25 protein-coding genes and 1 tRNA gene are annotated in these 25,334 nt (G+C 72.8%); 15 read left to right on the top strand and 11 right to left on the bottom strand.

Features of this window, described 5'->3' with window-relative positions; all coding sequences use genetic code 11:
* Positions 1–20: 20 nt before the first annotated feature.
* Genes FFA01_RS00325 through FFA01_RS00315 form a run of 3 tightly spaced genes read right to left on the bottom strand, consistent with a single transcriptional unit; the run spans position 21 to position 2,592 of the window.
* Positions 21–842, bottom strand: coding sequence for an SDR family NAD(P)-dependent oxidoreductase (locus tag FFA01_RS00325; RefSeq protein WP_146851782.1), 822 nt, complete (start codon positions 840–842; stop codon positions 21–23).
* Positions 839–1,195 (bottom strand): Fe-S oxidoreductase, encoded by a 357-nt coding sequence (locus FFA01_RS00320; RefSeq protein ID WP_244289620.1) that lies wholly within the window; start codon positions 1,193–1,195, stop codon positions 839–841. The genes FFA01_RS00325 and FFA01_RS00320 overlap by 4 nt, the downstream gene beginning before the upstream one ends.
* The gene (locus FFA01_RS00315) at positions 1,192–2,592 is read right to left on the bottom strand and encodes a dihydrolipoyl dehydrogenase family protein (RefSeq protein WP_146851779.1); all 1,401 of its coding nucleotides are present in this window, start codon (positions 2,590–2,592) and stop codon (positions 1,192–1,194) included. The genes FFA01_RS00320 and FFA01_RS00315 overlap by 4 nt, the downstream gene beginning before the upstream one ends.
* Before the next feature lie 159 nt (positions 2,593–2,751).
* Between FFA01_RS00315 and FFA01_RS00310 the strand changes: the two genes are divergently transcribed.
* Positions 2,752–2,922, top strand: coding sequence for a CsbD family protein (locus FFA01_RS00310; RefSeq protein WP_146851777.1), 171 nt, complete (start codon positions 2,752–2,754; stop codon positions 2,920–2,922).
* 68 nt (positions 2,923–2,990) lie between these two features.
* Here the strand turns inward: FFA01_RS00310 and FFA01_RS00305 are convergent, their stop codons facing one another.
* The 6 genes from FFA01_RS00305 to FFA01_RS16170 form a co-directional block, all read right to left on the bottom strand.
* Complete coding sequence (locus tag FFA01_RS00305; RefSeq protein ID WP_146851774.1) at positions 2,991–3,794, bottom strand: crotonase/enoyl-CoA hydratase family protein; 804 nt, start codon at positions 3,792–3,794, stop codon at positions 2,991–2,993.
* Entirely contained in the window at positions 3,791–4,618 is an 828-nt protein-coding gene (locus tag FFA01_RS00300; RefSeq protein WP_371859148.1) for an arginase family protein, read from the bottom strand. Before FFA01_RS00300 ends, FFA01_RS00305 begins: the two co-directional genes overlap by 4 nt.
* A gap of 61 nt (positions 4,619–4,679) precedes the next feature.
* Positions 4,680–5,795, bottom strand: coding sequence for a DUF418 domain-containing protein (locus FFA01_RS00295; protein ID WP_146851771.1), 1,116 nt, complete (start codon positions 5,793–5,795; stop codon positions 4,680–4,682).
* Positions 5,792–6,505, bottom strand: a complete 714-nt coding sequence (locus FFA01_RS00290; RefSeq protein WP_146851768.1) for a PspA/IM30 family protein — start codon at positions 6,503–6,505, stop codon at positions 5,792–5,794. The genes FFA01_RS00295 and FFA01_RS00290 overlap by 4 nt, the downstream gene beginning before the upstream one ends.
* Positions 6,506–6,581: 76 nt before the next feature.
* Positions 6,582–8,555 carry a TPM domain-containing protein gene (locus FFA01_RS16050; RefSeq protein WP_146851765.1) on the bottom strand — a complete coding sequence of 658 codons (1,974 nt, stop codon included), beginning with the start codon at positions 8,553–8,555 and terminating at the stop codon, positions 6,582–6,584.
* Between the two features lie 54 nt (positions 8,556–8,609).
* Positions 8,610–9,017, bottom strand: coding sequence for a hypothetical protein (locus FFA01_RS16170; RefSeq protein ID WP_244289619.1), 408 nt, complete (start codon positions 9,015–9,017; stop codon positions 8,610–8,612).
* Between the two features lie 96 nt (positions 9,018–9,113).
* Between FFA01_RS16170 and FFA01_RS00280 the strand changes: the two genes are divergently transcribed.
* From FFA01_RS00280 to FFA01_RS00270, 3 genes are all read left to right on the top strand, one after another.
* Entirely contained in the window at positions 9,114–9,998 is an 885-nt protein-coding gene (locus FFA01_RS00280; protein ID WP_244289618.1) for an EamA family transporter, read from the top strand.
* 99 nt (positions 9,999–10,097) lie between these two features.
* A complete protein-coding gene (locus tag FFA01_RS00275; RefSeq protein ID WP_146851760.1) occupies positions 10,098–10,313 on the top strand; it encodes a hypothetical protein in 216 nt (71 codons plus the stop codon).
* A 90-nt stretch (positions 10,314–10,403) separates the two neighbouring features.
* Positions 10,404–11,003: a recombinase family protein gene (locus FFA01_RS00270; RefSeq protein WP_146851757.1), complete on the top strand. Its 600-nt coding sequence runs from the start codon at positions 10,404–10,406 to the stop codon at positions 11,001–11,003.
* Positions 11,004–11,066: 63 nt separating this feature from the next.
* Here FFA01_RS00270 and FFA01_RS00265 read toward each other — a convergent pair.
* Positions 11,067–11,138 (bottom strand) — tRNA-Arg (locus FFA01_RS00265).
* A 93-nt stretch (positions 11,139–11,231) separates the two neighbouring features.
* On the opposite strand from FFA01_RS00265, the gene FFA01_RS00260 reads away from it, so the two are divergent.
* Entirely contained in the window at positions 11,232–11,900 is a 669-nt protein-coding gene (locus FFA01_RS00260; RefSeq protein WP_146851755.1) for a pyridoxine/pyridoxamine 5'-phosphate oxidase, read from the top strand.
* A 73-nt stretch (positions 11,901–11,973) separates the two neighbouring features.
* Positions 11,974–12,732 carry a gamma-glutamyl-gamma-aminobutyrate hydrolase family protein gene (locus FFA01_RS00255; RefSeq protein WP_146851752.1) on the top strand — a complete coding sequence of 253 codons (759 nt, stop codon included), beginning with the start codon at positions 11,974–11,976 and terminating at the stop codon, positions 12,730–12,732.
* Positions 12,733–12,765: 33 nt separating this feature from the next.
* Here FFA01_RS00255 and FFA01_RS00250 read toward each other — a convergent pair whose 3' ends face one another.
* Positions 12,766–13,425, bottom strand: a complete 660-nt coding sequence (locus FFA01_RS00250) for a hypothetical protein (protein WP_146851750.1) — start codon at positions 13,423–13,425, stop codon at positions 12,766–12,768.
* A gap of 82 nt (positions 13,426–13,507) precedes the next feature.
* Between FFA01_RS00250 and argS the strand changes: the two genes are divergently transcribed.
* From argS to prmC, 9 genes are all read left to right on the top strand, one after another.
* Positions 13,508–15,172 (top strand): arginine--tRNA ligase, encoded by a 1,665-nt coding sequence (argS, locus tag FFA01_RS00245; RefSeq protein WP_146851747.1) that lies wholly within the window; start codon positions 13,508–13,510, stop codon positions 15,170–15,172.
* 37 nt (positions 15,173–15,209) lie between these two features.
* Positions 15,210–15,977 (top strand): LmeA family phospholipid-binding protein, encoded by a 768-nt coding sequence (locus FFA01_RS00240; RefSeq protein ID WP_146851744.1) that lies wholly within the window; start codon positions 15,210–15,212, stop codon positions 15,975–15,977.
* Between the two features lie 70 nt (positions 15,978–16,047).
* Positions 16,048–17,448, top strand: coding sequence for a diaminopimelate decarboxylase (gene lysA, locus FFA01_RS00235; RefSeq protein WP_146851741.1), 1,401 nt, complete (start codon positions 16,048–16,050; stop codon positions 17,446–17,448).
* Positions 17,449–17,516: 68 nt separating this feature from the next.
* Entirely contained in the window at positions 17,517–18,851 is a 1,335-nt protein-coding gene (locus FFA01_RS00230; RefSeq protein WP_146851738.1) for a homoserine dehydrogenase, read from the top strand.
* Positions 18,851–19,933 (top strand): threonine synthase, encoded by a 1,083-nt coding sequence (gene thrC, locus FFA01_RS00225; protein WP_146851735.1) that lies wholly within the window; start codon positions 18,851–18,853, stop codon positions 19,931–19,933. Before FFA01_RS00230 ends, thrC begins: the two co-directional genes overlap by 1 nt.
* Entirely contained in the window at positions 19,930–20,883 is a 954-nt protein-coding gene (gene thrB / locus FFA01_RS00220; RefSeq protein ID WP_146851732.1) for a homoserine kinase, read from the top strand. Before thrC ends, thrB begins: the two co-directional genes overlap by 4 nt.
* 255 nt (positions 20,884–21,138) lie before the next feature.
* Positions 21,139–23,361, top strand: coding sequence for a transcription termination factor Rho (gene rho, locus FFA01_RS00215; RefSeq protein WP_182501109.1), 2,223 nt, complete (start codon positions 21,139–21,141; stop codon positions 23,359–23,361).
* 3 nt (positions 23,362–23,364) lie between these two features.
* Positions 23,365–24,447: a peptide chain release factor 1 gene (gene prfA / locus FFA01_RS00210; RefSeq protein ID WP_146851729.1), complete on the top strand. Its 1,083-nt coding sequence runs from the start codon at positions 23,365–23,367 to the stop codon at positions 24,445–24,447.
* Complete coding sequence (gene prmC / locus FFA01_RS00205; protein WP_371859147.1) at positions 24,444–25,334, top strand: peptide chain release factor N(5)-glutamine methyltransferase; 891 nt, start codon at positions 24,444–24,446, stop codon at positions 25,332–25,334. Before prfA ends, prmC begins: the two co-directional genes overlap by 4 nt.

The following is a 25,334-nucleotide window of genomic DNA, read 5'->3' as shown; positions in this document are numbered from 1 at the left end:
CGGCCCGCCCGCGGTGCGTGTCAGACCTCGGCGGGAAGCCCCACGAGCTCGGAGCTGCGATCCCAGAGGGCCTCGGCGAGGTGATCGTCCTTCGCCTGACCGACGACCAGCCCGTTCGGCTTCAGCTGGTCGAAGTAGGTGCCGCTCGGCACGCCGACCGTGCTCGGACCGGCCAGTTGGATGAGCGGCAGCGCACCGGCGGCCGCGGAGATGCCGTAGTGACCGTTGGACAGCACGTTGGCCATGCGCCACATGGGCGAGTCGGCCCCGAAGTTCGTCTTGACGATCCCCGGATGGAACGAGAACGCCTCGAGTCCGGTGCGCTTCGCGAGCTCACGGATGAACAGGATGGTCTCGATCTTGCTCGTGCCGTACTGTCGCCAGCCGCCGAGCCAGGGGCGCTTCGACCAGTCGAGGTCGTCCAGGCGCAGACGGCCGAACAGGTTCGCGACGCTCGCCGTCGAGACGACGCGTGCTCCGCTCTCGACCAGGCGCGGCAGCAGGAGCCTCGTCAGCAGGAACGGGGCGAGGTGGTTCGACTGGAAGATGCGCTCATGCCCGTCGGCCGTGACGCCTCGGGGGTTCACGAGGCCCCCGGCGTTGTTGGCCAGCACGTCGATCCGCGGATAGCGGTCGAGGAGGCGCTCGGCCAGCGCGCGGACGTCGTCCAGTCGGTCGAAGTCGGCCGTGAACGCGGTGCCGCCGACCTCCTCCGCGACGGCGGTCGTCCTCTCGGGGTTGCGGCCGACGATCGCCAGGTCGGCTCCGCCCTTCGCCAGGGCCCTCGCGGCCTCCCGACCGATGCCGCTGCTGGCTCCGGTGATGATCACGGTGCGGGTCATCGATAACCCCCTTCTTCGAGGCCGGCCTCGATCTCGAACCTGTTCGTCAGTGGATCGCTGCCGGCCAGGAAGTACAGCAGTGGCATCAGCATGCCGTACTTCCGCCATTGGGTGACATGCACGGCCTCGTGGCGCAGCACGCGGGGGCCGTCGTTGTCGCGGGTCAGGTAGACCCGCCCGATGCACGTGCCGCCCCGTTTGAAGGCCCAGCGGGGGAGCCCTCGGCAGACGATGAGGTCGCCGACCACGCGCACCCGGCCGGTGCTGAGCGGCACGCCGATCGTGAGCCCCACGAGAGTCGCGAACGAGCAGCCGAGACGCGAGAGCGGCGAGTCGACGACGACACCCGTCACGGGCGCCCGTAGCTGTCGAGGAGGCGCAGCCAGACCTCGCTGACCGTGGGGTACGAGGGCACGGCGTGCCACAGGCGGCCGATCGGCACCTCGCCGACGACGGCGACGGTCGCGGCGTGCAGCAGGTCGCTGACGTCGGGGCCGACGAACGTGGCGCCGACGATCACCTTGCGGGACTCGTCGACGACGATGCGGGCCTGGCCCTTGTACGAGTCGGAGTGCAGAGCCGAGCCCGCGACGGCCGCGAGGTCGTAGTCGACGACCCGGACGTCGATGCCGCGCTTGGTCGCGGCGTCGGCGGTGAGGCCGACGCTCGCGACCTCGGGGTCGGTGAAGGTGACCTGGGGCACGGCCGCGTCGTCGGCCGTGGCGACGTGCGCGCCCCATGGGGCGGTCGACAGCTCGCGGCCCTGCGCCCGCGCCGCGATGACCTCGCCCGCCGCGCGGGCCTGGTACTTGCCCTGGTGGGTGAGGAGCGCGCGGTGGTTGACGTCGCCGACGCCGTAGAGCCAGTCGGTGCCGTGGACCAGCAGGGTGTCGTCGACCTGCAGCCAGTCGCCGGGCTCGATGCCGACGTTCTCGAGTCCGAGGTCCGAGGTGCGGGGCAGGCGCCCGGTCGCGACGAGCACCTCGTCGGCGACCACGGTGCTGCCGTCGTCCAGGGTCACCTCGACGGTGTCGTGCTCGGTGCGCAGCACGTTCGTCGGGGAGACCCCGACGCGCAGGTCGACCCCGAGCTCGCGCAGGCCGTCGGCCACGAGCTCCCCGGCGAAGGGCTCCTGCCCGCCGAGGAGTCCGCTGCGGGCGACCAGGGTCACGGTCGCGCCGAGTCCCTGGTACGCCGTCGCCATCTCGGTGGCGACGACGCCGCCGCCGATGACGACGAGGCTCTGCGGGACGGTCGTCGCGCTGGTCGCCTCGCGACTCGTCCAGGGGCGCGCGTCGGCGAGACCCGGGATGTCGGGCAGCAGCGCCGTCGAGCCGGTCGCGGCCACGACGGCGTGGGTCGCCGTGTGCACGACCCCGTCGACGGTCACCTCCTTGACGCCGGTGATGGTCGCGTGGCCCCGGACGAGGTCGATGCCGGCGCCGGAGACCCAGTCGGCCTGACCGGAGTCGTCCCAGCCGCTGGTGAACGAGTCGCGCCGGCGCAGCACCGCGGCGACGTCGACGTCGCCCGTCACGGCCTGGGCCGCGCCTCCGACCGAGCGCGCGGCCCGCAGCACGGAGGTCGAGCGGAGCAGGGCCTTGGACGGCATGCAGGCCCAGTACGAGCATTCGCCGCCGACCAGGTCGGCTTCGACCAGGGCGACCGAGAGGCCGTTTCGCTTGGCGTAGTCCGCCACGTTCTCGCCGACTGCGCCGGCGCCGATCACGATGAGGTCATAAGTCGTCATCGCTCGACCGTAGTCCTCGCGCCAGGGTGGATGCCCGGCGCCGCCCTGGCCGGGAACGGTGATGTTCCTGAACGCCAGGTGTGCGTTCGGTCGGGGCGATCCGCGGCGTGGATATCGTGCAGTCATCACGCGCTGACGCGCCAACATGAGGAGGTCACCATGGGACTCGACGACAAGATCAAGAACGCCGCTCAAGACATCGCGGGTAAGGCCAAAGAGGCCGTCGGTGACCACAAGGGTGACGACGACCTCAAGGTCGAAGGCCAGAAGGACCAGGCCTCCGCGACGGCGAAGAAGGCCGGCGAAGACGTGAAAGACGTCTTCAAGTAGGCTGCGCTGCCGCGTTCAGAGCCCGCCTGCCCCTCGGGGCGGGCGGGCTCTTCGCATGGGCGCTCTCGTCAGCGGCCGGTGAACTCGGCATCGCTGCGGGCGACGAACGCCTCGAATCCGATGCGCGCGTCGTCGGTGGCGAGCAGGCGCACGAGCTCCGGTTGCAGCCGCCGCTCCGCCGCGGCGTCGCCCTCGCGCACCGCGAGGCGGGCGTTCTCGAGCGTGGCCTGGACGGCGAGGGGGGCCTGGACGGCGATCCGTTCCGCGAGCTCGAGCGCCCGACCGAAAGCGGCGCCCTCGGGGACGAGATCCTGCACGAGTCCGATGCGCCGCGCCTCCTCGGCGTCCATCAGGTCGCCGGTCAGCAGATAGCGCATCGCGTCGCCCCACCCCACCCGCCGGGGCAGACGGATCGTCGCCCCGCCGAAGGGCAGGATGGCGCGGCCGACCTCGATCTGTCCGAACCGCGCGTCGCCGCTCGCCACCACGATGTCGCTGGCCAGGGCCAGCTCGACCCCGAGGGTCAGGCAGGTGCCCTGGGCCGCCATCACGACGGGCTTGCTCAGCGAGCGGCCGTGCACCTGCCACGGATCGATGCCGCCCTCGGGCACGACGTCGAGCCCGGCGTCGGTCACGGCCGGCATCACGTCGCCGAGGTCGAGCCCGGCCGTGAAGTGGTCGCCGTGCGCGAAGAGCAGGCCGACGCGGAGGTCGGGGTCGCGGTCGAGCCGGCCGTAGGCGAGCGCCAGCTCGCGCAGCATCCGGAGATCGGCGGCGTTCCGCTTCTCGGGGCGGTCGAGCCCCATCAGCAGGACGTGCCCGCGCTGCTCGACGCTGACCCGCGGGCGGTCGTCGGAGGTCGACGGGGTCATCGCGAGAGCGCCCCGACGATGCGCAGGATGGTGCCCATGTCGTCCGACGCGTGGGCGGCGTCGACCGGCGCGAACGAGCACAGGCCGGCTCCGACGAGGGTGAATCGGGCCTTCAGCGCCGCGATCGTCGAGATCAGCACGGCCGGCTCGATGCCGAACGGCTGGGGCGCGAGCAGACCGTCGAGGCTGCCGGGGTCGAGCACGTCGAGGTCGATGTGGATGTAGACCTCGGTCGCCCCGGAGTCGGCGACGGCCGCGACGACGTCGTCGGGTGCGAGGTCGAGCGACGAGACCGAGCGCACCCGGCGGCTCTCGACGTAGAGATCTTCGGCGTCGTCGAAGGTCCGGGTGCCCGCCAGCACCACCCGGGAGGGGTCGAGCGGCTCGGCGACGGGGCCGGGCTCGAGCGACGGCATCTCGTCGGTCGCGTCGCCGATCAGGGCGCGCAGCACCATGCCGCTGAAGGCGCCGCTCTCGCTGCTCCGCGGGCTGTGCAGGTCGGGGTGGGCGTCGAACCAGACCACCGCGGTGCGAGGGGTGAGCGCGTGACGGACGGCGGCGTACTCGACGCCGCAGTCGCCGCCCACGACGAGCGCGGGCGAGTCGTCGGACCGCAGCTCGCGCCCGACCGCCTCGGCGATCGACAGCACGGACGACAGTCGGTGGATCCGCGTGCCCAGGGAATCGCCGGCGCCCACGGGCACCTCGACCAGCGTGGTCGCCTTCGCGGGCAGATCGCCGAGGATCGCGTAGGCGCCCTCGGCGAGTCGCATCGCCCTCGACGACGGAGAACCCTGCCACTGCGGAACCACGACGAACCTCACGGGCGTCAGTCTGGCACAGCCGACGCCCGGTCGACAGGAGTCGTCCCCGAGGAGGCGCGGGTCATCCCGACGACACGTCGCCGGGTCGGTCCCAGGGCCGGCTCGCCCTCGCGACCAGGCGTTCGAGCGGACCCCGTCCGACGAACCGCCGCCACAGCGAGGCGTAGACGAGCGTGCCGACGACGGCCGTGACCAGCCAGCCGAGAGGGAGACCGTAGGAGCCTCCGGCGAACCGGTAGGCCGTGAAGAGCGGGGCGGTGATGAGCAGATGCAGGGTGTAGACGGTGAGCGGTTGCGCGCCCGTGGCCGCGAGGGGCGAGAGCGCGGTCCGGGCGATCGCCGTCGGTGCGCCGATCTCACGACCCGCACCGGTGACGAGCAGCAGGAGCCCGATCACGGCGACGGCGACGCCGCCGGAGCCGACGATCTCGGCGGGCATGCCCTCGTGGTCGGCGGGGTCGAGGGCGGGGACGGCCCCGGCGCCGGGGAGGAACCTCGCGGAGTACCCGAGCACCGCCGCGACGGCGCCGACGATCACCATGGTCAGCTGGGTGCGTCGGCGGCGCAGATCGCTCCGCGCGGCCACGAGACCGGCGATGAGGAACGGCAGCCAGACGAGCGCCGGGTAGGCGCCGACGAGCAGGGCGTCGGCGGCGAGGCCGAGCGGACCGGTGAGCGTCGTGTCGCCGAAGCCGTCGACGGGGACGCGGCCGGCGAGGTACGGCGCGACCAGGGTCACGACGGCGCCGACGGGCACGAGTGCGCGGCGAGGCAGCCAGAGCAGCCCCAGCAGCAGGACGAACATGACCCCGTAGTACGGCAGGATCACGAGGACGTAGGCGTTCCAGGCCTGGAGCAGGAGGCCCAGCACGATCAGGAGGGCCGCCCGGATCGCGATCGACCCCGCCACCGGTCCACGTCGATCCCGAGGCGCGGGGGAGGCGCCCCCGGAGACGAGCCCGAGGGAGACGCCGGCGAGCGTCGCGAAGAGGATGGCCGAGCGGCCGTCGAAGAACCGCTCGTCGAGCAGGTCGCGCGGCCACATGTGAGCCGCGAACATCCCGAGGACGGCGATCCCTCGCGCGACGTCGACTCCGACGAGACGGTCGGCCCCTCGGCGACGGGCGCCCACGGCCTCGGCCGTGGGCACGGCCGGACCCGCGGGGACCGCCGTCACGCCCCGAGCTTCAGAGCGGCCAGCCGGGCCTCGATCTCGGTCTGCTCGTCGAGGTCCTCGAGGTCCTCGAACTGCGCGTCGAGGCTGGAGGCGGCCAGCTCCTGCTGGCCGAGCACCTTGGCCTCCTCGCGACGGACCTTGTCCTCGAAGCGGCTGATCTCGCTGGTGGGGTCCATCAGGTCGATGCTCTTGACGGCGTCGGCCACCTTCGACTGGGCCTCGGCGGTCTTCACGCGCGCGTTCAGCTCGTCCCGCTTGCTGCTGAGCTGGTCGAGCTTGCCCCGCATCTGCGTCAGACCGGTCTTCAGGCGGTCGACCACCTCGGTCTGCGAGGCGATCGTGGGCTCGGCGTCCTTCGCCTCCTTCTCCGCGGAGAGCTGCTTGCCGAGGGCGACCTTCGCCAGGGCGTCGAACTTGTCGGCGTCGACGGTGTTGCCTCCCGTCCGCAGCTCGTCCGCCTTGCGGCTCGCCGCACGGGCCTTGCGCTCCCACTCGGCCGCGTTGGCGACGTCCTCGGCGTGGTCCTGCTCGATGAGGCGGAGGTTGCCGATCGTCTGCGCGACCGCGCTCTCGGCGTCCGAGATGCTGGCCGTGTAGTCGCGGACGAGCTGATCGAGCATGAGGCCCGGATCCTCGGCCTGATCGAGCAGGGCGTTGACGTTGGCTCGGGTCAGCTGGGCGATCCGACCGAAGATGGACTGCTTCGACATGGTGTGTTCCCTTCGAGTGATGATGCTGGTGATGATCGTGGACCGTGCGGAGTCGTGCGGGCCGGGGGAGAGCCGCTCAGAACCGGCCGCCGCCGGAGCGTCGGCCGCCGCCGCCGCCGCCTCCGCCGCCGAAGCCACCGCCGCCGCCGAAGCCGCCTCCGCCGCGGCCGCCTCCGCTGAACATGCCGCCGATGATCAGACCGGTGACGATGCCCCCGAGGTCGGCCCCCGCCGACCCCCGCCCGCCGCCCGGGGAGAACGGCGACTGCTGCTGGTACGACGAGACCTCCGCGGCCGCCTCGGTCGACGCGGCCTCGGCCGCCTGATTGGCCAGATGCGCCTCGCCCAGCGCGGCGTCGCGATCGGTGGTCGCGAGCGACACGGCGGTCGCCAGGTGTCGTTCGGCCTCCGAGAGCCGGGTACGGGGTCCGGGACCGATGCCTCCGCGGCGGGTCTCGATGAAGTCGCGGGCCGCGCTGATCCGGCTGCGGCCGGAGAGCAGCGCCTGATCGAGAGCCGCCTGGGCGCGCCGGGCGGCGGTCTCGGCGTCGCGGACCGCCGCGAGGGCGGCGTCCATCCGGCTGTTCGCCGTGTCGAGACGATCGATGACCGCGAGCGGATCGTCGCGGGTCGTCTCCGCGAAGCGCAGAGCCTCCTGCGTGGCCGTGACGGCAGCGGAGAGGTCGCCTCCGGACGGTGAGCTCGACGGATCGACGGATCGAGCCGTCGTGAGGTCGGACCGGAGATCCTCCGTCATGGCCGGGATGGTGCTGCCCGCCGTGGTGAGCGCGGACGCGGAGCGGTCGACCGCGTCGGCCAGCTGGTCGACCTGGCCGAGGGCCTGACGGGCGGCGCGGATACGGGCGACGGCCTGTCCGGTCTCGGCGGACGTCAGGTGGGCCTCGGCCGCCGACCGGCACTCCGAGACGAAGTCGAGCAGCCGATCGGCCTGGTCGGCGTTGTCGACGATGGTGGCGACGGCCGTGGGGGAGTACGTCCGTGCGAGCGAGACGAGGGTGGCGCGCGTGTCGTCGAGGCGGGCGCGGCGGACGCGCGCCTCGTCCGTGAGGGCCGCGGCGTCGCGCGGAGCGTCGTCCTCGGCGCGACGGAGCTCGTCGAAGGCGTCCGACTGCGTGTCCAGCGCCTCGCCGGCGCTCTCGCAGAGCTCGATGATGCGCTGAGTCCACTCGCGACGCTGCTCGTCCGAGTCGGGCACGGAGTCGTCCAGTCGCTGCCTCAGCTCGAACGCCTCACGCGCGCTCTCGCGTGCGGCGGCGACGGCCGCGACGAACGGCCGGGCGGCCTCGTCGCCGAACTGCGCCGACGCGAAGCCGACCTCCTGGGCACCCGCGGTGATCTCGTCGTCGAGCGCGACGAGCATGCCCGCCGCGCGGCGCTCGAGCTCGGTCAGCTCGGCGCGGGTCCGCTCGAGCAGCCGCCGGCGGCGACGGCCGCGCGCCAGCAGGACGACGGCCACCACCACGACGACGACGAGGGCCAGGACGCCCAGGGTCCAGAGCAGCCAGGTGGCGTCGCCACCGCCCCCGGAGTCCGCCCCGTCGGAACCGAGCGCGGCGGCCAACGACGTCGCGGCGCCCGCCCAGTCCGAGTCGCGCAGCTCGGGGACGAGCACGTCGGATTCGAGACTCGCCTGGTCCGCCGCGGTGACGGCGGAGTCGTCGGCGATCGAGAGGTCGTAGAGGCGGTCGTCGACGGCCACCGAGAGCAGGATGTCGTTGACCCCCAGCTGATTCAGCTCGGCCGTCGCCCGGCCCCAGTCCGTCCGATCGGACGGCGAGCTGAACGAGTCGACGTAGACGACGAAGAGGTTCGTGCCGTTCTCGGCCGCGAGGGTGTCGAGCGACTGCTCGACCCGCTGCTCGTCGTCGGGATCGAGCACACCGGCCTGGTCGACCACGTACGAGCCCGCGAGGTCCACGGGCGCCTCGGCATGGGCGGGGGAGACGCCGATCGTCGTCCCGGCGATCAGGACGACGGCGCCGAACGCCGTCGCCGCCGCGAACCGGACTGCCCGTGTGATGACGCCCACGACTCTCCCCTCGACGATTGGGGCCGAGTCTAGTGACGCCGTCCGCGTCGTCGGTCAGTCGACGAACAGGAGGGCCACCGAGGCGAGGGCGCACACCGCTCCGACGCTCAGCAGCACCCGGCCGACCATCGTCAGCGCACGCCCGTCCTCATGCGGCGCATCCGTCCGGGCCCGGGAGGGGCGGCGGGGGTCGTAGTGCACCGTCAGCTCGGTCTCGACCGGCGTCTCGATCGCGTACTCCTCGAACTGCGTCTCGTGGAGGTCGCCCCAGGAGTCCATCCAGCGGGCGGTCGCCACGCGCGCGTACGCGGGGGCCGGGATGACCACGGCGACCGTCTCCTCGTAGCGTCGGGCGCGGCTCCGCAGCGCGGCTCCGGCGAGGACGAACGGCGTCCCCACGACGAAGCCGAACCAGCCGAAGAGCTCGATCACCGAGGAGGTGACGGAGAGAGCGTCGGGCATGCCACGATCGTAGTGCCGCGTCGCGGCCACGGCCGCCCGCGGCACACGTCCCGACCGCCGTCCCGTCCGGCCGGTCCCTGTGAGGAGAGTCCCGTCGTGAGACGTCCGTCGCTCGAGCTCGTCCCCGCGCCCGTCCTCGCGGTCGCCGCCATCTTCTCCGTCCAGTTCGGCGCCGCCCTGGCCCGGACGCACTTCGAGGCGCTCGGCCCGATGGGGGCCGCGGCCCTGCGACTCGGCTTCGGAGCCGTCATCCTCCTCGTCGTGTTCCGGCCCCGGGTGCGGGGCTGGGACGCCCGCACCTGGCTCGGCGTCGTCCTCCTCGGCCTCGCGCTCGCCGGCATGAACTCCCTCATCTACCTCGCCATCGACGTCGTCCCGCTCGGCGTCGCGGTCACCCTGGAGTTCCTCGGCCCCCTCGTCGTCGCGCTCGCGCAGACCCGGAGATGGCTCGACGCGGGCTGGGCGGTGCTCGCGCTCGCCGGCGTGGTGGTGCTCGGCTCCGACTCGAGCGGGACGATCCCGGCGATCGGAGTCGTGCTGGCCCTCGGTGCGGGGGCCTTCTGGGCCGGCTACATCGTCGCCAACGCGAGCCTCGGACGGCGCCGGGACTCCCTGTCCGGACTCGCCGTCTCGATGCTCGTCGCCGCCGTGGTGGTCGTCCCCTTCGGCGCGGCGGACGCGACGGCCGCGGTCTCGGCCGACCCGCGCCTCCTCGGCGTCTTCGCGATCGTCGCCCTGGCGACCTCGGCCGTTCCCTACGCCCTCGAGATGGTGGCGCTCCGCCGCCTGCCGACGCGCGTGTTCGGCGTGCTGTCGAGCCTCGGGCCGGCGGTCGCGGCGCTCGCAGGGCTGGTCGTGCTCGGGGAGCGGCTGGGCCTGCGCGAACTGGTCGCGCTGACGTTCGTGACCGCGGCGAGCGTCGGCGTGACGGCCACGGCGCGGCGCCGGATCGCCCGACCGACCGAGCCACCACCCGTGTGATGGTTCCTGGGCGATCTGTACCCCGATCGCGGGGTGTCCACGCGTACTCTTCATCCGTCGGACCAGTGCCGGTCCGGCGACAGCAAGAGGAGGAACACCATGGGAGCTGTTCTCGAGAAGACGTCCCGCGCCGAGGTCATCCCGCTGGGCGAGGGCTATCACCGCGTCTCGACCCCCACGGCCGGCGTCATCGGCTTCGTCCGCGAGACCGACGGCCGCTTCGAGGTCCTGCGCGGTCGCGTCCGTTCGGCCACGCGCGCCGAAGGGGCCTACCGCACCCTCGACGTCGCGGTCATCGCCCTGACGTACAGCTGATCGACGCGGCTCACCCGCCCGGCGGGTGAGGCGACCAGACCACGGCCCCGCCTCGGCGGGGCCATTCGTCTCCCTCGGAGGGTTCGGGCCATGAGCGTCGTGGGCTACGCGCGGATCTCGGACGACGACGTGTCGCCCGACCGGCAGCAGGCCGCACTCGAAGCCGCCGCCTGCGAACGCATCTACATCGACCGCGCGACCGGGCTCCGGGCTCGGCGGCCCTTCCTGGCCGACGCCCTGGCCTCGCTCCGCGACGGCGACGTCTTCGTCGTCACCCGGCTCGATCGCCTCGGAGGCACGGTCGCCGACCTGCTCGCGCTCGTGGCCGACCTCGACGAGCGCGGTGTCGCCCTCCGCAGCCTGGACGAGGGGATCGACGAGATCGGCCCGTGGGGGAGGTTCTTCTTCCGGGCCGCGTCGGCGCTCGCCGCGCACGAACGGACCGTCGAGGCCGAGGTCGGTCTCGCGGCCGAGAGGAGGAAGCGCGATGCGCGTCAGCCCCGGCGCCAGACCGTGAGCCGGCATCGACTCCGCATCGCACGCGACATGCTGGCCGACGAGGCGCCCGTCCGCGACATCGCCCGGCACCTGGGGGTCAGTGAGCGCTTGCTCCGACGGGAGCTGGAGCGCGACTCGACCGGCGGCGGCGAGGACCGCGCGGACGACACGCGGCCGCAGACGTTCGGCTGATCGCACGACGGCCGTCGTCGCCTGCGACGAGGAGGACCATCGCGGTCGAGACGAGGAGAAGGGTGCCCCCAGAAGGATTCGAACCTTCGCCCCTGCCTCCGGAGGGCAGTGCTCTATCCCCTGAGCTATGGGGGCCCGGGTCGTCGACAAGGCTAGCAGCGATTCGGCGGGTCCTCCGACGCGCGACTCGTCCGGTCGCGGCTCGGGTCGGGGGAGCAGGGTGGGCGGATGAGCTCCGACGCCCCCGCCCCCGCCCTGCGAGACCGTCTCCGCGGGGCCAAGCCCCCGCATCCCGACCTGCCCGCCCTCGTCGCCGACGAGTCGCCGGACGACCCGCGCAGCCTGGTCGTCGACTGGCTGATCGACGCGGTCGACGCCGGCGTGGCCCAGCCGCAGGCGATGGTGCTCTCGACCGTCGACACCGGAGGCGGGGCGGCCGCCCGCGTCGTGCTGCTCAAGGACGTCGACGACGCGTTCTGGTTCGCCTCGTCGTCGCTCAGCCCGAAGGGTCGCCAGATCGGCGCCGATCCCCGCGTGGCCCTGACCTTCTTCTGGTCGGAGCGCGGACGACAGATCCGGGTCGTCGGGCGCGCGGTCGCCGGACCGCGGGCCGCGAGCGAGGCCGACTTCACATCGCGCCACCCCGACTCGCGGGCGGGCGCGATCGCCGTGCCGCAGAGCACCGTCGTCGACGACCCCGAGGAGGCGCGGCGCAGCCTGGCAGCGGCGCGCGAGCGGATCGCGGCGGACGACGACTTCGTGCCCGACGACTGGACGGCCTACCGGGTCGAGCCCTCGTCGATCGAGTTCTGGCAGGCCACGAGCGGGCGCGACCAGGTGCGTCTGCGGTACGACCGCGACGGCGACGGCTGGACCCGCGCCTCCCTCTGGCCCTGAGGCGCGGCGCGGCGCGTCGTAACGTGACGCAACGCGGCTGGCGTCCCGGCGCGGACGTGACGACGATGGGGTCATGTCCCGCGCCCCGCTCCGCCTCGCCGTCGTCGAGGTGACCCGCCGCCGCCCGCACGCCCCGCGCTACGACGCGTACGTGCAGACGATGGTGGCGCAGGTGCTGGCCGACGCGGGCGAGGGCGGCTGGGCGGCCGACCGGCTCTCGGCCGGCGACCTCGGCGTCGACGACCTGCTCCGGCTGAGCGACGCCGCCGACGCGATCGTCGTGCTCGGCGGCGAGGACATCGCCCCGGAGTTCTACGGCGGCGGCTCCGGCTACGTCGCCGAGGGGAGCCACGACGTCGTGGCCGATGCGGCGCAGATCGCGCTCGTCCGTCGGGCGATCGGTCGCGGCACCCCGCTGCTGGGCATCTGCCGCGGGCATCAGATCATCAACGTGGCGCTCGGGGGGACTCTCGTGCAGCACCTCGACGACGCGCACGGCCTGCACCGCGCCGCGGACGTCCCGGCCGATCGGTCGATGGTCGGCCACGACGTCGCGATCGAGCCCGGCAGCGGTCTGGCCGCCGCCCTGGGCGTCGGCGCGCGGGTGCGCAGCGCCCATCACCAGGCCGTCGGGCGTCTCGGCGACGGGCTGCGCGTCGTCGCCCGGTCGTCGGACGGCACGGTGGAGGCCGTGGAGCACCGCTCGGCGCCCGTCACCGGCGTGCAGTGGCACCCGGAGGACCGCGGTTCCGACCGTGCGCAGCTGCCGGCGCTGCTCGGACGGCTGCGCGCCGCCGTCGCGTCGGTCCGGGCCGTGGCCCACGCGGCCTGACCGCCGGACGAGCCGGAGCCGAGGAGGCGCGGGTCAGCCGGCCGTGCCCGTCGCGTCGAGCGCCGCCACCACCTGGGCGGCCATCGGCTCGGCCGAGCCCGGCTCGACGAAGGCCGTCGACTCGAGCACGACGTAGTAGGGCAGCGGGAAGAAGTCCGCGCGGCCGGTGCCGCCGTCGACCTGGAAGTACCCCTCGACCCCGTAGGTCGGGACGGAGTTGCTCGAGGCCACCAGCTCGTTCGCGAGCGAGGTGAGGCCCGCGTCGTCGTAGTGCGCGACGCCGAGGGTGAACTCGTCGCCCGCGGCATCGGTCCAGGCGCACAGCGTCCCGTCGGCGTCGGCGACCTGCTGGAGCGGAGTCGCGGTGGCGTCGTCGTCGTCGTCGTCGGCGGCGTCGACTCCCGTGCCCGGATCGGGCGCGTCCGCGACCGTGAGCCCGGGGAAGCTGGACTCCAGGGTCGCCGGATCGACGAGCGCGGCGCAGTCGGCGGCGAACGGCGTGCTCACCAGAGCGGGCGCGGTCGGGGTCGGCGATGCGGTGGTCGCCGAGCCGCTCGTTTCCGGCGCCGACGAGGGAGGCGTCGTGGGCGAGGTCGCGCCGGTCGCCGTGCAGGCCGACAGGGAGGCGAGGGCGAGTCCGACGAGGGCGGCGGCACGGAGTCCGCTCCGGGCGCGGCGGTGGTTCGACGTCATGCTCCCATCTTGACCGACGCGACCTCGGGAGGCGACCGGAGGCTGCGTCCCGAGGAGGCCGCAGCCGGTAAGATCGTCCACCGTGACTCCCGCCGAACTCTCCACGTCCCTCCTCGCCGTCGTCTCGGGTGTGCTCGAGCGTCGAGGCCTGGCCGACGAGGTCGCGGTGACCCCCGCGGACGTCGTCCTCGAGCGGCCTCGCAACCTCGACCACGGCGACTGGACGACCAACGTGGCCATGAAGTTCGCCAAGCGCGTCGGCAGCAGCCCGCGTGAGCTCGCGACCGAGATCGCGGGTGAGCTGGCCGAGGTCGACGGGGTCGCCGACGTGGACGTCGCCGGGCCCGGGTTCATCAACATCCGTCTCGACGCCGCCGCAGCCGGGCTGCTCGCGCAGTCGATCGTCGAGCAGGGCGACGCCTACGGCCGCGGCGACTACTACGAGGGCGTCACCATCGACCTCGAGTTCGTCTCGGCCAACCCGACCGGTCCCATCCACCTCGGCGGCGTCCGCTGGGCGGCCGTCGGCGACAGCCTGGCCCGGGTGTTCCAGGCGCAGGGCGCCCTCGTGACGCGCGAGTACTACTTCAACGACCACGGCGGGCAGATCGACCGGTTCTCCCGCAGCCTGCTGGCCCGTGCGCTGGGCGAGCCCACCCCGGAGGACGGCTACGGCGGGCAGTACATCTCCGACATCGCCGACCGCGTCATGGCCGCCGTCGACGGCGACGTCCGCGCCCTGCCGCGCGACGAGGCGCAGGAGACGTTCCGCTCGGTCGGAGTGGACTTCATGTTCGACGACATCAAGGCGTCGCTCCACGACTTCGGCGTCGACTTCGACGTGTACTTCCACGAGAACGCGCTGCACGAGTCGAAGGCCGTCGACCGGGCCGTCGCGCGGCTCCGCGAGCTGGGCCACGTCTACGAGGCCGAGGGTGCGACCTGGCTGCGCACCACCGAGTTCGGCGACGATCGCGACCGCGTCATCATCAAGACCGACGGCGAGGCCGCCTACATCGCGGGCGATCTGGCGTACTACCTCGACAAGCGCGAGCGCGGCTTCGAGCGGAACCTCATCATGCTCGGCGCCGACCACCACGGCTACGTCGGCCGCATGATGGCCATGTGCGCCGCCTTCGGCGACGAGCCCGGGGTGAACCTCGAGATCCTCATCGGCCAGATGGTCAACCTGCTCCGCGACGGCGAGCCGCTGCGCATGTCGAAGCGCAACGGCACCGTCGTCACGATGGAGGACCTCGTCGACGCGGTGGGCGTCGACGCCGGTCGGTACTCGCTCGTGCGGAGCCCGGTGAACAGCTCGATCGACATCGACCTCGATCTGCTCACCAGGCGCAGCAACGACAACCCGGTCTTCTACGTCCAGTACGCCCACGCCCGGACGCGGGCGGTGGCCCGCAACGCCGAAGCCGCCGGCGTCACCCGCGAGGCCTTCGACGCCGCCCTGCTCTCGCACCCGACCGAGGCCGCCCTGCTGGGCGCCCTCGCCGAGCTGCCGCGCGTCGTCCGCCAGGCCGCCGAGCTGCGCGAGCCGCACCGCGTGGCCCGCTACGTGGAGGAGCTGGCCGGCACCTACCACCGCTGGTACGACTCGTGCCGCGTCACCCCGCTCGGCGACGAGGCCGTCACCGACCTGCACCGCACCCGCCTGTGGCTCAACGACGCGGCCGGTCAGGTCATCCGCAACGGGCTCGGCCTGCTCGGCGTCAGCGCACCGGACCGCATGTGATCGCCGTCAGCACGGCGCGGTCCTCCGGGGGCGACCGATGAGCGCCCCCGACGACCTCCTCGTCGAGAGGCCGGTGACCCGGCGACGCCGTCGACGCCCCCTGCTCGTGGTCGTCGTCCTCCTCGCACTGGTGGCCATGCTCGCGATCGTCGCCGTCGTCGCCGACGTCATCACGAGGGCGGTCATCGAAGACAGGGCGGCGTCCGAGATCGAGTCCACCTCCGGCATCGACGACGTGACCGTCGACGTCCACGGTCTCTCCATCCTCTGGCAGCTCTCTCGGGGCACGCTCGATTCGGTGACCCTGTCGTCCGGCTCGGCGTCCGACCCGGTGAGCTTCCGCATCGACGCGGCCGACGTCCCGACCGACCTCGCCGGCGAGACCGGCGCCGTCCGGGGCACGATCTCCGCCGACGCCTCGACGGTGAACGCCCTGCAGGGCGTCCGCGACTCAGGAGGCACGGTGTCGTTCGGCGACGGATCGGTCACCTACGAGAAGACCTTCCAGATCCCGATCGTCGGCGACGTCCCCGTCGACGTGTCCGCGTCGCCCACGGTGGCCGACGGCGGCCGGGCCATCGCGTTCGCCCCCACGGCCGCCTCGCTGCCCGAGACGTCGCTGCGGATCGACCTCACGCGGTTCCTCGGGGACTTCGCCACGTCCGTGTGCGTGGCCGAGTACCTCCCCGCCGAGGCGACCATCAGCGATGTCGCCGTCACTCCCGAGCGCGCCACAGTCGATCTGTCGTCGGCGGGGCTCGACCTCTCGACGGCGACCCTCGACGAGGGCGCCACCTGCTCCTGACGGCTCGTGGCCGTGCGCGCTGTCGCTAGGCTCTGATCCGATCCCGCCGTCCCCGACCACCGAGGTATCCGTGTCGCCGAACCCCCTCGCCCCCGCCTGGCTCCGTGAGCCGGCCGACGCCAACGCGCTCGACGAGTCCGTCTGGTCCCGATCGGCGCGTCGCGACGCCACCGGCGAGATCGTCGTCGGCGGAGTCCGGGCCGGCGAGCTCGCCGCGACCTACGGCACTCCGCTCTACGTCGTCGACGAGGACGACGCCCGGGGGAGGGCGGCCGACGCCGTCGCCTCGTTCGGCCGCGAGTTCGGCCGCATCGGCACCACCGTCTCCGTGTACTACGCGGCCAAGGCGTTCCTGTCGGCCGAGGTCGCTCGCTGGGTCAGCGAGGCCGGCATGTCGGTCGACATCTGCACGGGCGGCGAGTTCGCGGTCGCCAGGGCCGCCGGCGTCGCCCCCGCCCGCATGGGGTTCCACGGCAACAACAAGTCCCTCGCCGAGATCGACCGCACCGTCGAGGCCGGCATCGGCGTCATCGTGCTCGACAACGCCGACGAGGTCGTCCGCGTCGCCGAGGCCGCCGAACGGCACGGCGTCGTGCAGGCCGTCCGACTGCGCGTCAACTCGGGTGTGCACGCGTCGACGCACGAGTACCTCGCGACCGCTCGAGAGGACCAGAAGTTCGGCGTGCCCCTCTCCGACGCACCCGACGTGGTCGCGTCGATCCGCGCCCGGGCGGCTCTGCGGTTCCTCGGCCTGCACTCGCACATCGGTTCGCAGATCTTCGGCTCGGACGGCTTCGCCGAGGCGGCCGCGCGGCTCCTCGGCGTGCACGCCGACCTCCTCCGCGACGGAGACGTGCCCGAGCTGAACCTCGGCGGCGGCTTCGGCATCGCCTACACGAGCGCCGACGACGCCAGGCCCCTCGGGGAGCTGGCGGCCGCCCTGGCCGACATCGTCGAGGCCGAGTGCCGACGGCTCGGCATCCCGGTGCCGGTGATGGCGGTCGAGCCGGGTCGCGCCGTGATCGGTCCGTCGGGCACGACGCTCTACGAGGTCGGGACGATCAAGGACGTCGTCGTGTCGCTCGACGACGGCGCGGGGCAGGCCGTGCGTCGCTACGTCAGCGTCGACGGCGGCATGAGCGACAACGCGCGGACGGCCCTCTACGCGGCCGACTACTCGGTCGCGATCGCCGGCCGCGCCTCCTCGGCTGCTCCGGCCCTCGTGCGCGTCGCCGGGAAGCACTGCGAGAGCGGCGACCTGGTCGTCCTCGCCGACTACCTCCCGGGCGACGTGTCGCCCGGCGACCTCCTCGCCGTGCCCGCGACGGGCGCCTACTGCTGGAGCCTGGCCAGCAACTACAACCACGTCGGCCGGCCTCCGGTCGTCGCCGTGCGGGACGGCGCCTCGCGCGTGATCGTCCGCGGCGAGACCGAGGCCGACCTGCTCGCGCGCGACGCCGGCCTCGGGTGACCTGCCGCCCGTCCTCCTCACCGACACGAGCCGCGCGACCGCGGACCCATCCAGAGAAACGGAACGCCATGATCGAATACCGCAACGTGAGGGTCGCCCTGCTGGGCGCCGGTTCCGTGGGGTCCCAGGTCGCCCGGCTGCTCCTCGAGCAGGCCGACGACCTGGCCGGGCGGGCCGGCGCCGGACTCGAGCTCGTCGGGATCGGCGTCCGCGACCTCGACGCCAAGCGCGACGTCGACCTGCCCCGCGAGCTGATGACGACCGACATCGAGTCGCTCATCCTCGGTGCCGACATCGTCGTCGAGCTGATGGGCGGCATCGAGCCCGCGCGCAGCCACGTGCTGAAGGCCCTCGGCTCGGGGGCGGACGTGGTCACGGGCAACAAGGCCCTGCTGGCCAGCCACGGTCCGGAGCTCTTCGAGGCCGCCGAGCAGGTCGGGGCGCAGCTGTACTACGAGGCCGCCGTCGCCGGGGCCATCCCGATCATCCGCCCGCTGCGCGACAGCCTGGCCGGCGACCGCATCGTCCGCATCATGGGCATCGTCAACGGCACGACCAACTTCATCCTCGACCGGATGGACACCGACGGCGACACGCTCGAGTCGGCTCTCGCGACGGCCACCGAGCTCGGTTACGCCGAAGCGGACCCGACCGCCGACATCGAGGGCTACGACGCCGCCCAGAAGGCGGCCATCCTGGCCAGTCTCGCGTTCCACACCACCGTGCCGCTGTCGGCGGTCCACCGCGAGGGCATCACCCGCGTCACGCACGAGCAGGTCGTCGCCGCCCGCAAGGCGGGATACGTCGTCAAGATCCTCGCGATCTGCGAGCGACTCGTGGACTCCGATGGCGCCGAGGGCGTCAGCGCCCGGGTCTATCCCGCGCTCGTGCCGCTCGACCACCCGCTCGCCGCCGTGCACGGCGCCAAGAACGCCGTGTTCGTCGAGGCGGAGGCGGCCGGCGACCTCATGTTCTACGGCGCCGGCGCCGGCGGAGTCGAGACCGCGTCCGCCGTGCTCGGCGATCTGGTGTCCGCCGCGCGTCGCCACGTCATCGGCGGCCCCGGCCTGGCCGAGTCGACGCACGCCAATCTGCGCGTGCTCCCGATCGGCGACGTCACGACGCGGTACCAGATCACCCTCGACGTCGCCGACCAGCCCGGGGTCCTCGCCGAGGTGGCGGGGGTGCTCAGCCAGCACGGCGTCAGCGTCCACAGCGTCGAGCAGACCGGCGGGGTCCGCCCCGAGGCGTCACACGGCGAGACCGGGTCGCCGGCCACCGCTACTCTGATCATCGGCACGCACCGCGCCCGCGAGTCCGCTCTCGCCGCCACGGTCGCCGCCTTGGAAGTATCCCCGGTCGTGAACTCCGTCACGAGCGTCCTGAGAGTCGAAGGAGCCTGATGGCCCACCAGTGGCAGGGTGTCCTGCGCGAGTACGCCGACCGTCTCGACGTGACGGAGGCGACCCCGATCGTCACCCTGGGCGAGGGCGGCACGCCCCTCATCCCGGCTCCAGCCCTGTCGGCCCGCACCGGGGCGAAGGTCTTCGTCAAGTACGAGGGCATGAACCCCACCGGTTCGTTCAAGGACCGCGGCATGACCATGGCGATCTCGAAGGCCGTCGAGCACGGCGCGAAGGCCGTCATCTGCGCCTCGACCGGCAACACCTCGGCGTCCGCCGCCGCCTACGCCGCACACGCCGGCATCACGGCGGCCGTGCTCGTGCCCGAGGGCAAGATCGCGATGGGCAAGCTCAGCCAGGCCGTCGCGCACGACGGACAGCTGCTGCAGATCCAGGGCAACTTCGACGACTGCCTCGACATCGCCCGCGACCTCGCGGCCAACTACCCCGTGCACCTGGTCAACTCGGTCAACAACGACCGGATCGAGGGCCAGAAGACGGCCGCGTTCGAGGTCGTCGACGTGCTCGGCGACGCTCCCGACTTCCACTTCATCCCCGTCGGCAACGCGGGCAACTACACCGCGTACACCCGGGGCTACCGCGAGGACCTCGAGGCCGGCCGGGCCACCCGGCTGCCGCGCATGTTCGGTTTCCAGGCGGCCGGGTCGGCTCCCATCGTCGCCGGCGAGGTCGTCAAGGCCCCCGAGACGATCGCGAGCGCCATCCGGATCGGCAACCCCGCGTCCTGGCAGCTCGCCCTCGAGGCACGCGATCTGACGAACGGCTGGTTCGGCGCCATCACCGACGAGGCGATCCTCGCGGCGCAGAAGATCCTGGCCGCCGAGGTCGGCGTCTTCGTCGAGCCGGCCTCCGCCATCAGCGTCGCGGGACTCCTCGAGCGCGCGGACGCCGGCGTGGTGCCCGCGGGGGCCACGGTCGTCCTCACGGTCACGGGCCACGGTCTGAAGGACCCGCAGTGGGCGCTCCGCCGTGCCGACGGCTCGAACGTCGAACCCACGGTCGTGGCGAGCGACACGGCGCGCGTCGCCGAGGTGCTCGGGCTCGTCCCGGCGTCTGCATGACCCTCGGTCCGGCCGTGAGGTCGGTCCTGGTCCGCGTGCCGGCGACGTCGGCCAACCTCGGTCCCGGCTTCGACACGCTCGGTCTCGCCCTCTCGCTCTACGACGAGCTCGTCGTCACGTCGACCCGGGGCACGGGGGTGGAGGTGAACGTCACCGGCGTCGGGGCGGGGGAGGTGCCGACCGACGACTCGCACCTCGTGGTGCGGGCGATCGCCGCGACCTACGCGTCGGTCGGCCGAGAGCTCCCCGGCCTCCGCCTCGACGCCCGCAACGCGATCCCGCACGGCCGCGGGCTCGGGTCGTCGGCCGCCGCCATCGTGGCGGGCATCATGGCGGCGAAGGGGCTGCTCGAGGGCGACGTCGCGTTCACGTCGGCGCAGCTCCTCGCCATCGCGACCGACCTCGAGGGTCATCCCGACAACGTCGCGCCCGCCCTGTTCGGCGGTCTGACCATCGCGTGGACCACGTCCTCGGGGCCGGCGCACAAGCGCCTCCTCGTCCACCGGGGCGTGTCGCCCGTGGTCTTCGTCCCCGAGTCGACCTTGTCGACCAAGCTCGCGCGCAGTCTCCAGCCCGCCTCGGTGCCGCACGAGGACGCCACCTTCAACGTGTCGCGGTCGGCGCTGCTGGTGGCCGCGTTGATCCAGAGCCCGGAGCTCCTGCATGCCGCGACGGAGGATCGCCTGCACCAGAGCTACCGGGCGAGCGCGATGCCCGAGACGGACGTCCTCATCCGCCTGCTCCGCGACGCCGGTCTCGCGGCGGTCGTCTCCGGCGCCGGGCCCTCGCTCCTGGTGCTCGGCAGCGACCCCGCGCAGCGGCTGTTCGCCGCCGAGCTGGTGGCCGAGCACGGCATCTCCGAGTGGAACGCGCTGATGCTGGCCGTCGATCTCAAAGGTGCTACAGTCGTAGCGCACCCGGTAGAAAACTCAGATTTCCTGGGCATCTAGCACCGTTCGGGCAGGTTTCCGCCGACCAGAGGTCGACGCGATCGCACCCGGGCCGCATGGGGTTTCACGTCTTCGAGTCCCCGGGTCGCAACCATCCCGTAGTGCACATCCAGCAGTGTCCGCCTGCCGATCCGGCAGTCGTGCACCGCACCTCCGAGAGCCTCTCCTGCAGCGAAGTCATGCAGGCCAGAGGCAACGAGGTGCGACCAGCTCTGCCCCGCCGTTCCGAGCGGGGGAGCGAAAGGAACCCATCCCGTGACTGACGTCGACACCTCCGCGTCCACCGATCGCACCGCCGAACTGAGCGCCATGCGCCTGCCGCAGCTGCAGGCTCTCGCCTCGTCGCTCGGCATCAGCGGCCTGTCCAAGCTCCGTAAGGGCGACCTCGTCGCCGCCATCGCCTCGACCGAGGCCGCCACCGCCGCCGCGACCGACGGCGCCTCCTCGGGGTCCGCCGAGCAGTCCGTCCCGGCCGCGACGACCGCCGCGCAGCCGACGCTCGACCTCTCGGCGGAGGCCCCGACGGCCGACGCCGCGACCGCCGACGCCGCGTCCGTCGAGCTCCCCGTCGCCGAGGCCCCTGCGGCCCGGCGCCGCGGATCGCGCCGCGCGACCTCCGCCGCCGGTGCGCCGGCCCAGCGTGGCGCCAGCGACCACGTCAACGCCGGCGAGACCGGCACGAGCCCCGTCGTCGAGTCGCCGACCACGACCCCCGCCGCCGTCGTGGCCGAGGCTCCCGTGGTCGAGGCCGCCGTGGAGCAGGCCCCCGCCGCCGAGCGTCCGTCCCGTGGCCGTCGCGGCTCGCGTCGAGCGACCGATGCGAGCGTCGCCGAGGCCGCGGCCGTGCCGTCGGCCGACGTCGCCCCCGCCAGCGCGCCGGAGGCCGCCGTCGCCCCGAGCGACGACACCGCCGACCAGAACGGCAGCGAGCAGAACGGCGCCGAGCAGCAGAACGGCGCCGACCAGAACGGCGCCGACCAGCAGAACGGCCAGCAGGGCGGTGGCCGCCGCAGCCGCAACCGCAACCGCGGCGACCGCAAGAACGGTCAGAACGGCCAGAGCGGCCAGACCGACGCCCCGAAGTCGGACGAGCCCGCCAAGCAGAACGGCGGCGAGAAGGCCGACTCCGGTCGCGGAGACCAGGCACCGGCCGCGCAGGGCAACGGCCAGCAGGGCAACGGCCCCCAGAACAACGGCCCGCAGAACGGCCAGCAGGCCGACGAGGCCCGCCAGGGTCGTGGTCGCCAGCGTGACCGCAAGCGCGGCCGCGGCAGCGTCCAGAACGACGACCTCGAGCCCGAGATCACCGAGGACGACGTCCTCATCCCCGTCGCGGGCATCCTCGACGTCCTCGAGAACTACGCGTTCGTGCGGACGACCGGCTACCTGCCCGGCGCCAGCGACGTGTACGTCTCGCTGGGCCAGGTCAAGAAGTACCACCTGCGCAAGGGCGACGCCGTCGTCGGCGCGATCCGTCAGCCCCGTGAGGGCGAGCAGGGTCAGGGCCGTCAGAAGTACAACGCCATCGTGCGGATCGACTCGATCAACGGCCAGCCCGTCGAGGAGGCCGCCAAGCGCGTCGAGTTCAGCAAGCTCACCCCGCTCTACCCGCAGGAGCGCCTCCGCCTCGAGACCGAGCCGCAGAAGCTGTCGACGCGCATCATCGACCTGGTCTCGCCGATCGGCAAGGGCCAGCGCGGACTGATCGTCTCGCCGCCCAAGGCCGGCAAGACGCTCGTCCTGCAGTCGATCGCGAACGCCATCGCGCAGAACAACCCCGAGGTCCACCTCATGGTCGTGCTCGTCGACGAGCGCCCCGAAGAGGTCACCGACATGCAGCGCACGGTCAAGGGCGAGGTCATCGCCTCGACCTTCGACCGTCCCGCGGAAGACCACACCACGGTCGCCGAGCTGGCCATCGAGCGCGCCAAGCGCCTCGTCGAGCTGGGTCACGACGTCGTCGTGCTGCTCGACTCGATCACGCGTCTGGGCCGTGCCTACAACCTCGCGGCGCCGGCCTCAGGTCGCGTCCTCTCCGGCGGCGTGGACTCGTCGGCGCTCTACCCGCCCAAGCGCTTCTTCGGCGCGGCGCGCAACATCGAGAACGGCGGCTCGCTCACCATCCTCGCGACGGCTCTCGTCGAGACCGGCTCCAAGATGGACGAGGTGATCTTCGAGGAGTTCAAGGGCACCGGCAACATGGAGCTCCGTCTCTCGCGCCACCTCGCCGACAAGCGGATCTTCCCCGCCGTCGACGTCAACGCCTCCGGCACCCGACGCGAGGAGATGCTGCTCAGCCCCGACGAGGTCAAGATCACCTGGCGCCTCCGCCGTGCCCTGGCCGGTCTCGACCAGCAGAAGGCGCTCGAGATCGTGCTCGGCAACCTGCGCGAGACCCAGAGCAACGTCGAGTTCCTCGTCCAGGTCCAGAAGTCGGTCCCGGCCAACGGGCACGACAACGGCCACAAGGACCACTGACCCGTGTTCGAGTCGGTGGCGGTGCTGCTGGCCGAGCACGACGCTCTGCAGACCCAGCTCAGCGACCCGGCCGTCCACGCCGACGCCGCCCGCGCCAAGAGGATCAACCGTCGCTACGCCGAGCTCAGCCGCATCGTGGCTGCGCATTCGGCGTGGCAGCAGGCGGGCGACGACCTCGAGGCCGCACGGGAGCTGGCGAAGGAGGACGAGGCGTTCGCCGACGAGGTCCCCGCTCTCGAGCTGGGGCTCGACGAGACCCAGGAGCGCCTGAGGCGCCTCCTGATCCCTCGCGATCCCGACGACGGCCGTGACGTCATCATGGAGATCAAGGGAGGCGAAGGAGGCGCGGAGAGCGCTCTGTTCGCCGCCGACCTCCTGCGCATGTACCTGCACTTCGCCGAGTCCCGGGGCTGGAAGACCGAGATGATCCAGAGCGACGACTCCGACCTCGGCGGGTACAAGAACGTCCAGGTGGCGATCAAGTCGAACGCGAGCGACCCGTCGCAAGGCGTCTGGGCCCACCTCAAGTACGAGGGCGGGGTGCACCGCGTCCAGCGCGTGCCCGCGACCGAGTCGCAGGGGCGGATCCACACCTCGACCACGGGCGTGCTCGTGTTCCCCGAGGTGGACGAGCCCGAGGAGGTCGAGATCAACCAGAACGACCTCAAGATCGACGTCTATCGATCGAGCGGTCCCGGCGGCCAGTCGGTCAACACGACCGACTCCGCGGTCCGCATCACGCACCTCCCGACCGGGATCGTCGTCGCGATGCAGAACGAGAAGAGCCAGCTGCAGAACCGCGAGGCCGGCATGCGGGTCCTTCGCGCGCGCATCCTCGCCCGCCAGCAGGAGGAGCAGGCCGCGATCGCGTCCGACGCCCGCAAGAGCCAGATCCGGGGGATGGACCGCTCCGAGCGGATCCGCACGTACAACTTCCCCGAGAACCGGATCGCCGACCACCGCACCGGTTACAAGGCGTACAACCTCGACGCCGTCATGGACGGCGCGCTGGGGCCCGTGATCGACTCCTGCATCCAGGCCGACGAAGAGGCTCGTCTCGCCGAGATCGGCGACACCGCGTCGTGACCGTCCCGGTCGCCGACGCGTTCCGCGCCGTGAGCACCGTCGACGCCGCCCTCGCGGCTGCGTCGGCGGTGCTGCGCGATGCCGGCGTCCCGACCCCGGAGGTCGACGCCGAGCTGCTGCTCGGCCACGTGACCGGGCTGCAGCGGGGCGTCCTGCGTGCCCGCGCCGTGACACGGGCGGGCCTCGCCCGTGATGTCGTCGACGCGATGTCCGCGGCCGTGGCGCGACGCGCCTCCCGGGAGCCCCTCCAGCACATCACGGGCACGGCCGCGTTCCGCTCGCTCGAGCTGCACGTGGGCCCCGGCGTCTTCGTGCCGCGTCCCGAGACCGAGGGCGTCGCCCAACTCGCCATCGACGCGCTCCGTGCCACGGCGACCCCGCATCCGGTGGCGGTCGATCTCGGCACGGGCAGCGGAGCACTCGCCCTCGCGTTGGCGACGGAGGTGCCGCACGCGTCCGTCGTGGCGGTCGAGCTCTCGCCGGACGCGGCCGTCTGGACCCGGCGCAACATCGCGTCGGTGGGAGCGGCGAACGTCCGGCTCGTCGAGGGCGACATGCGCGACGCCCTGCCCGAGCTCGACGGCACGGTCTCGGTGGTCGTGTCGAACCCGCCGTACGTCCCGCTCGGCATGATCCCGCGCGATCCCGAGGTGCGTCTGCACGATCCGGCGCTCGCGCTCTACGGTGGAGACGACGGCCTCGTGCTGGTCCGGGCGCTGTCGCTCACCGCACGTCGCCTCCTGCACTCCGGCGGGACCCTCGTCATCGAGCACGGCGAACTCCAGGGAGGCGCGATCCGGTCCATCCTCGAGGCCGACGGCTGGCGTTCACCCGCCACCACCACCGACCTCACCGGACGAGACCGGGCCACCACGGCGGTGCGCTGA

The organism is Frigoribacterium faeni (genome assembly GCF_007988805.1).
Lineage (GTDB): Bacteria > Actinomycetota > Actinomycetes > Actinomycetales > Microbacteriaceae > Frigoribacterium > Frigoribacterium faeni.
This window is presented reverse-complemented; position numbering and strand designations above follow the sequence as displayed.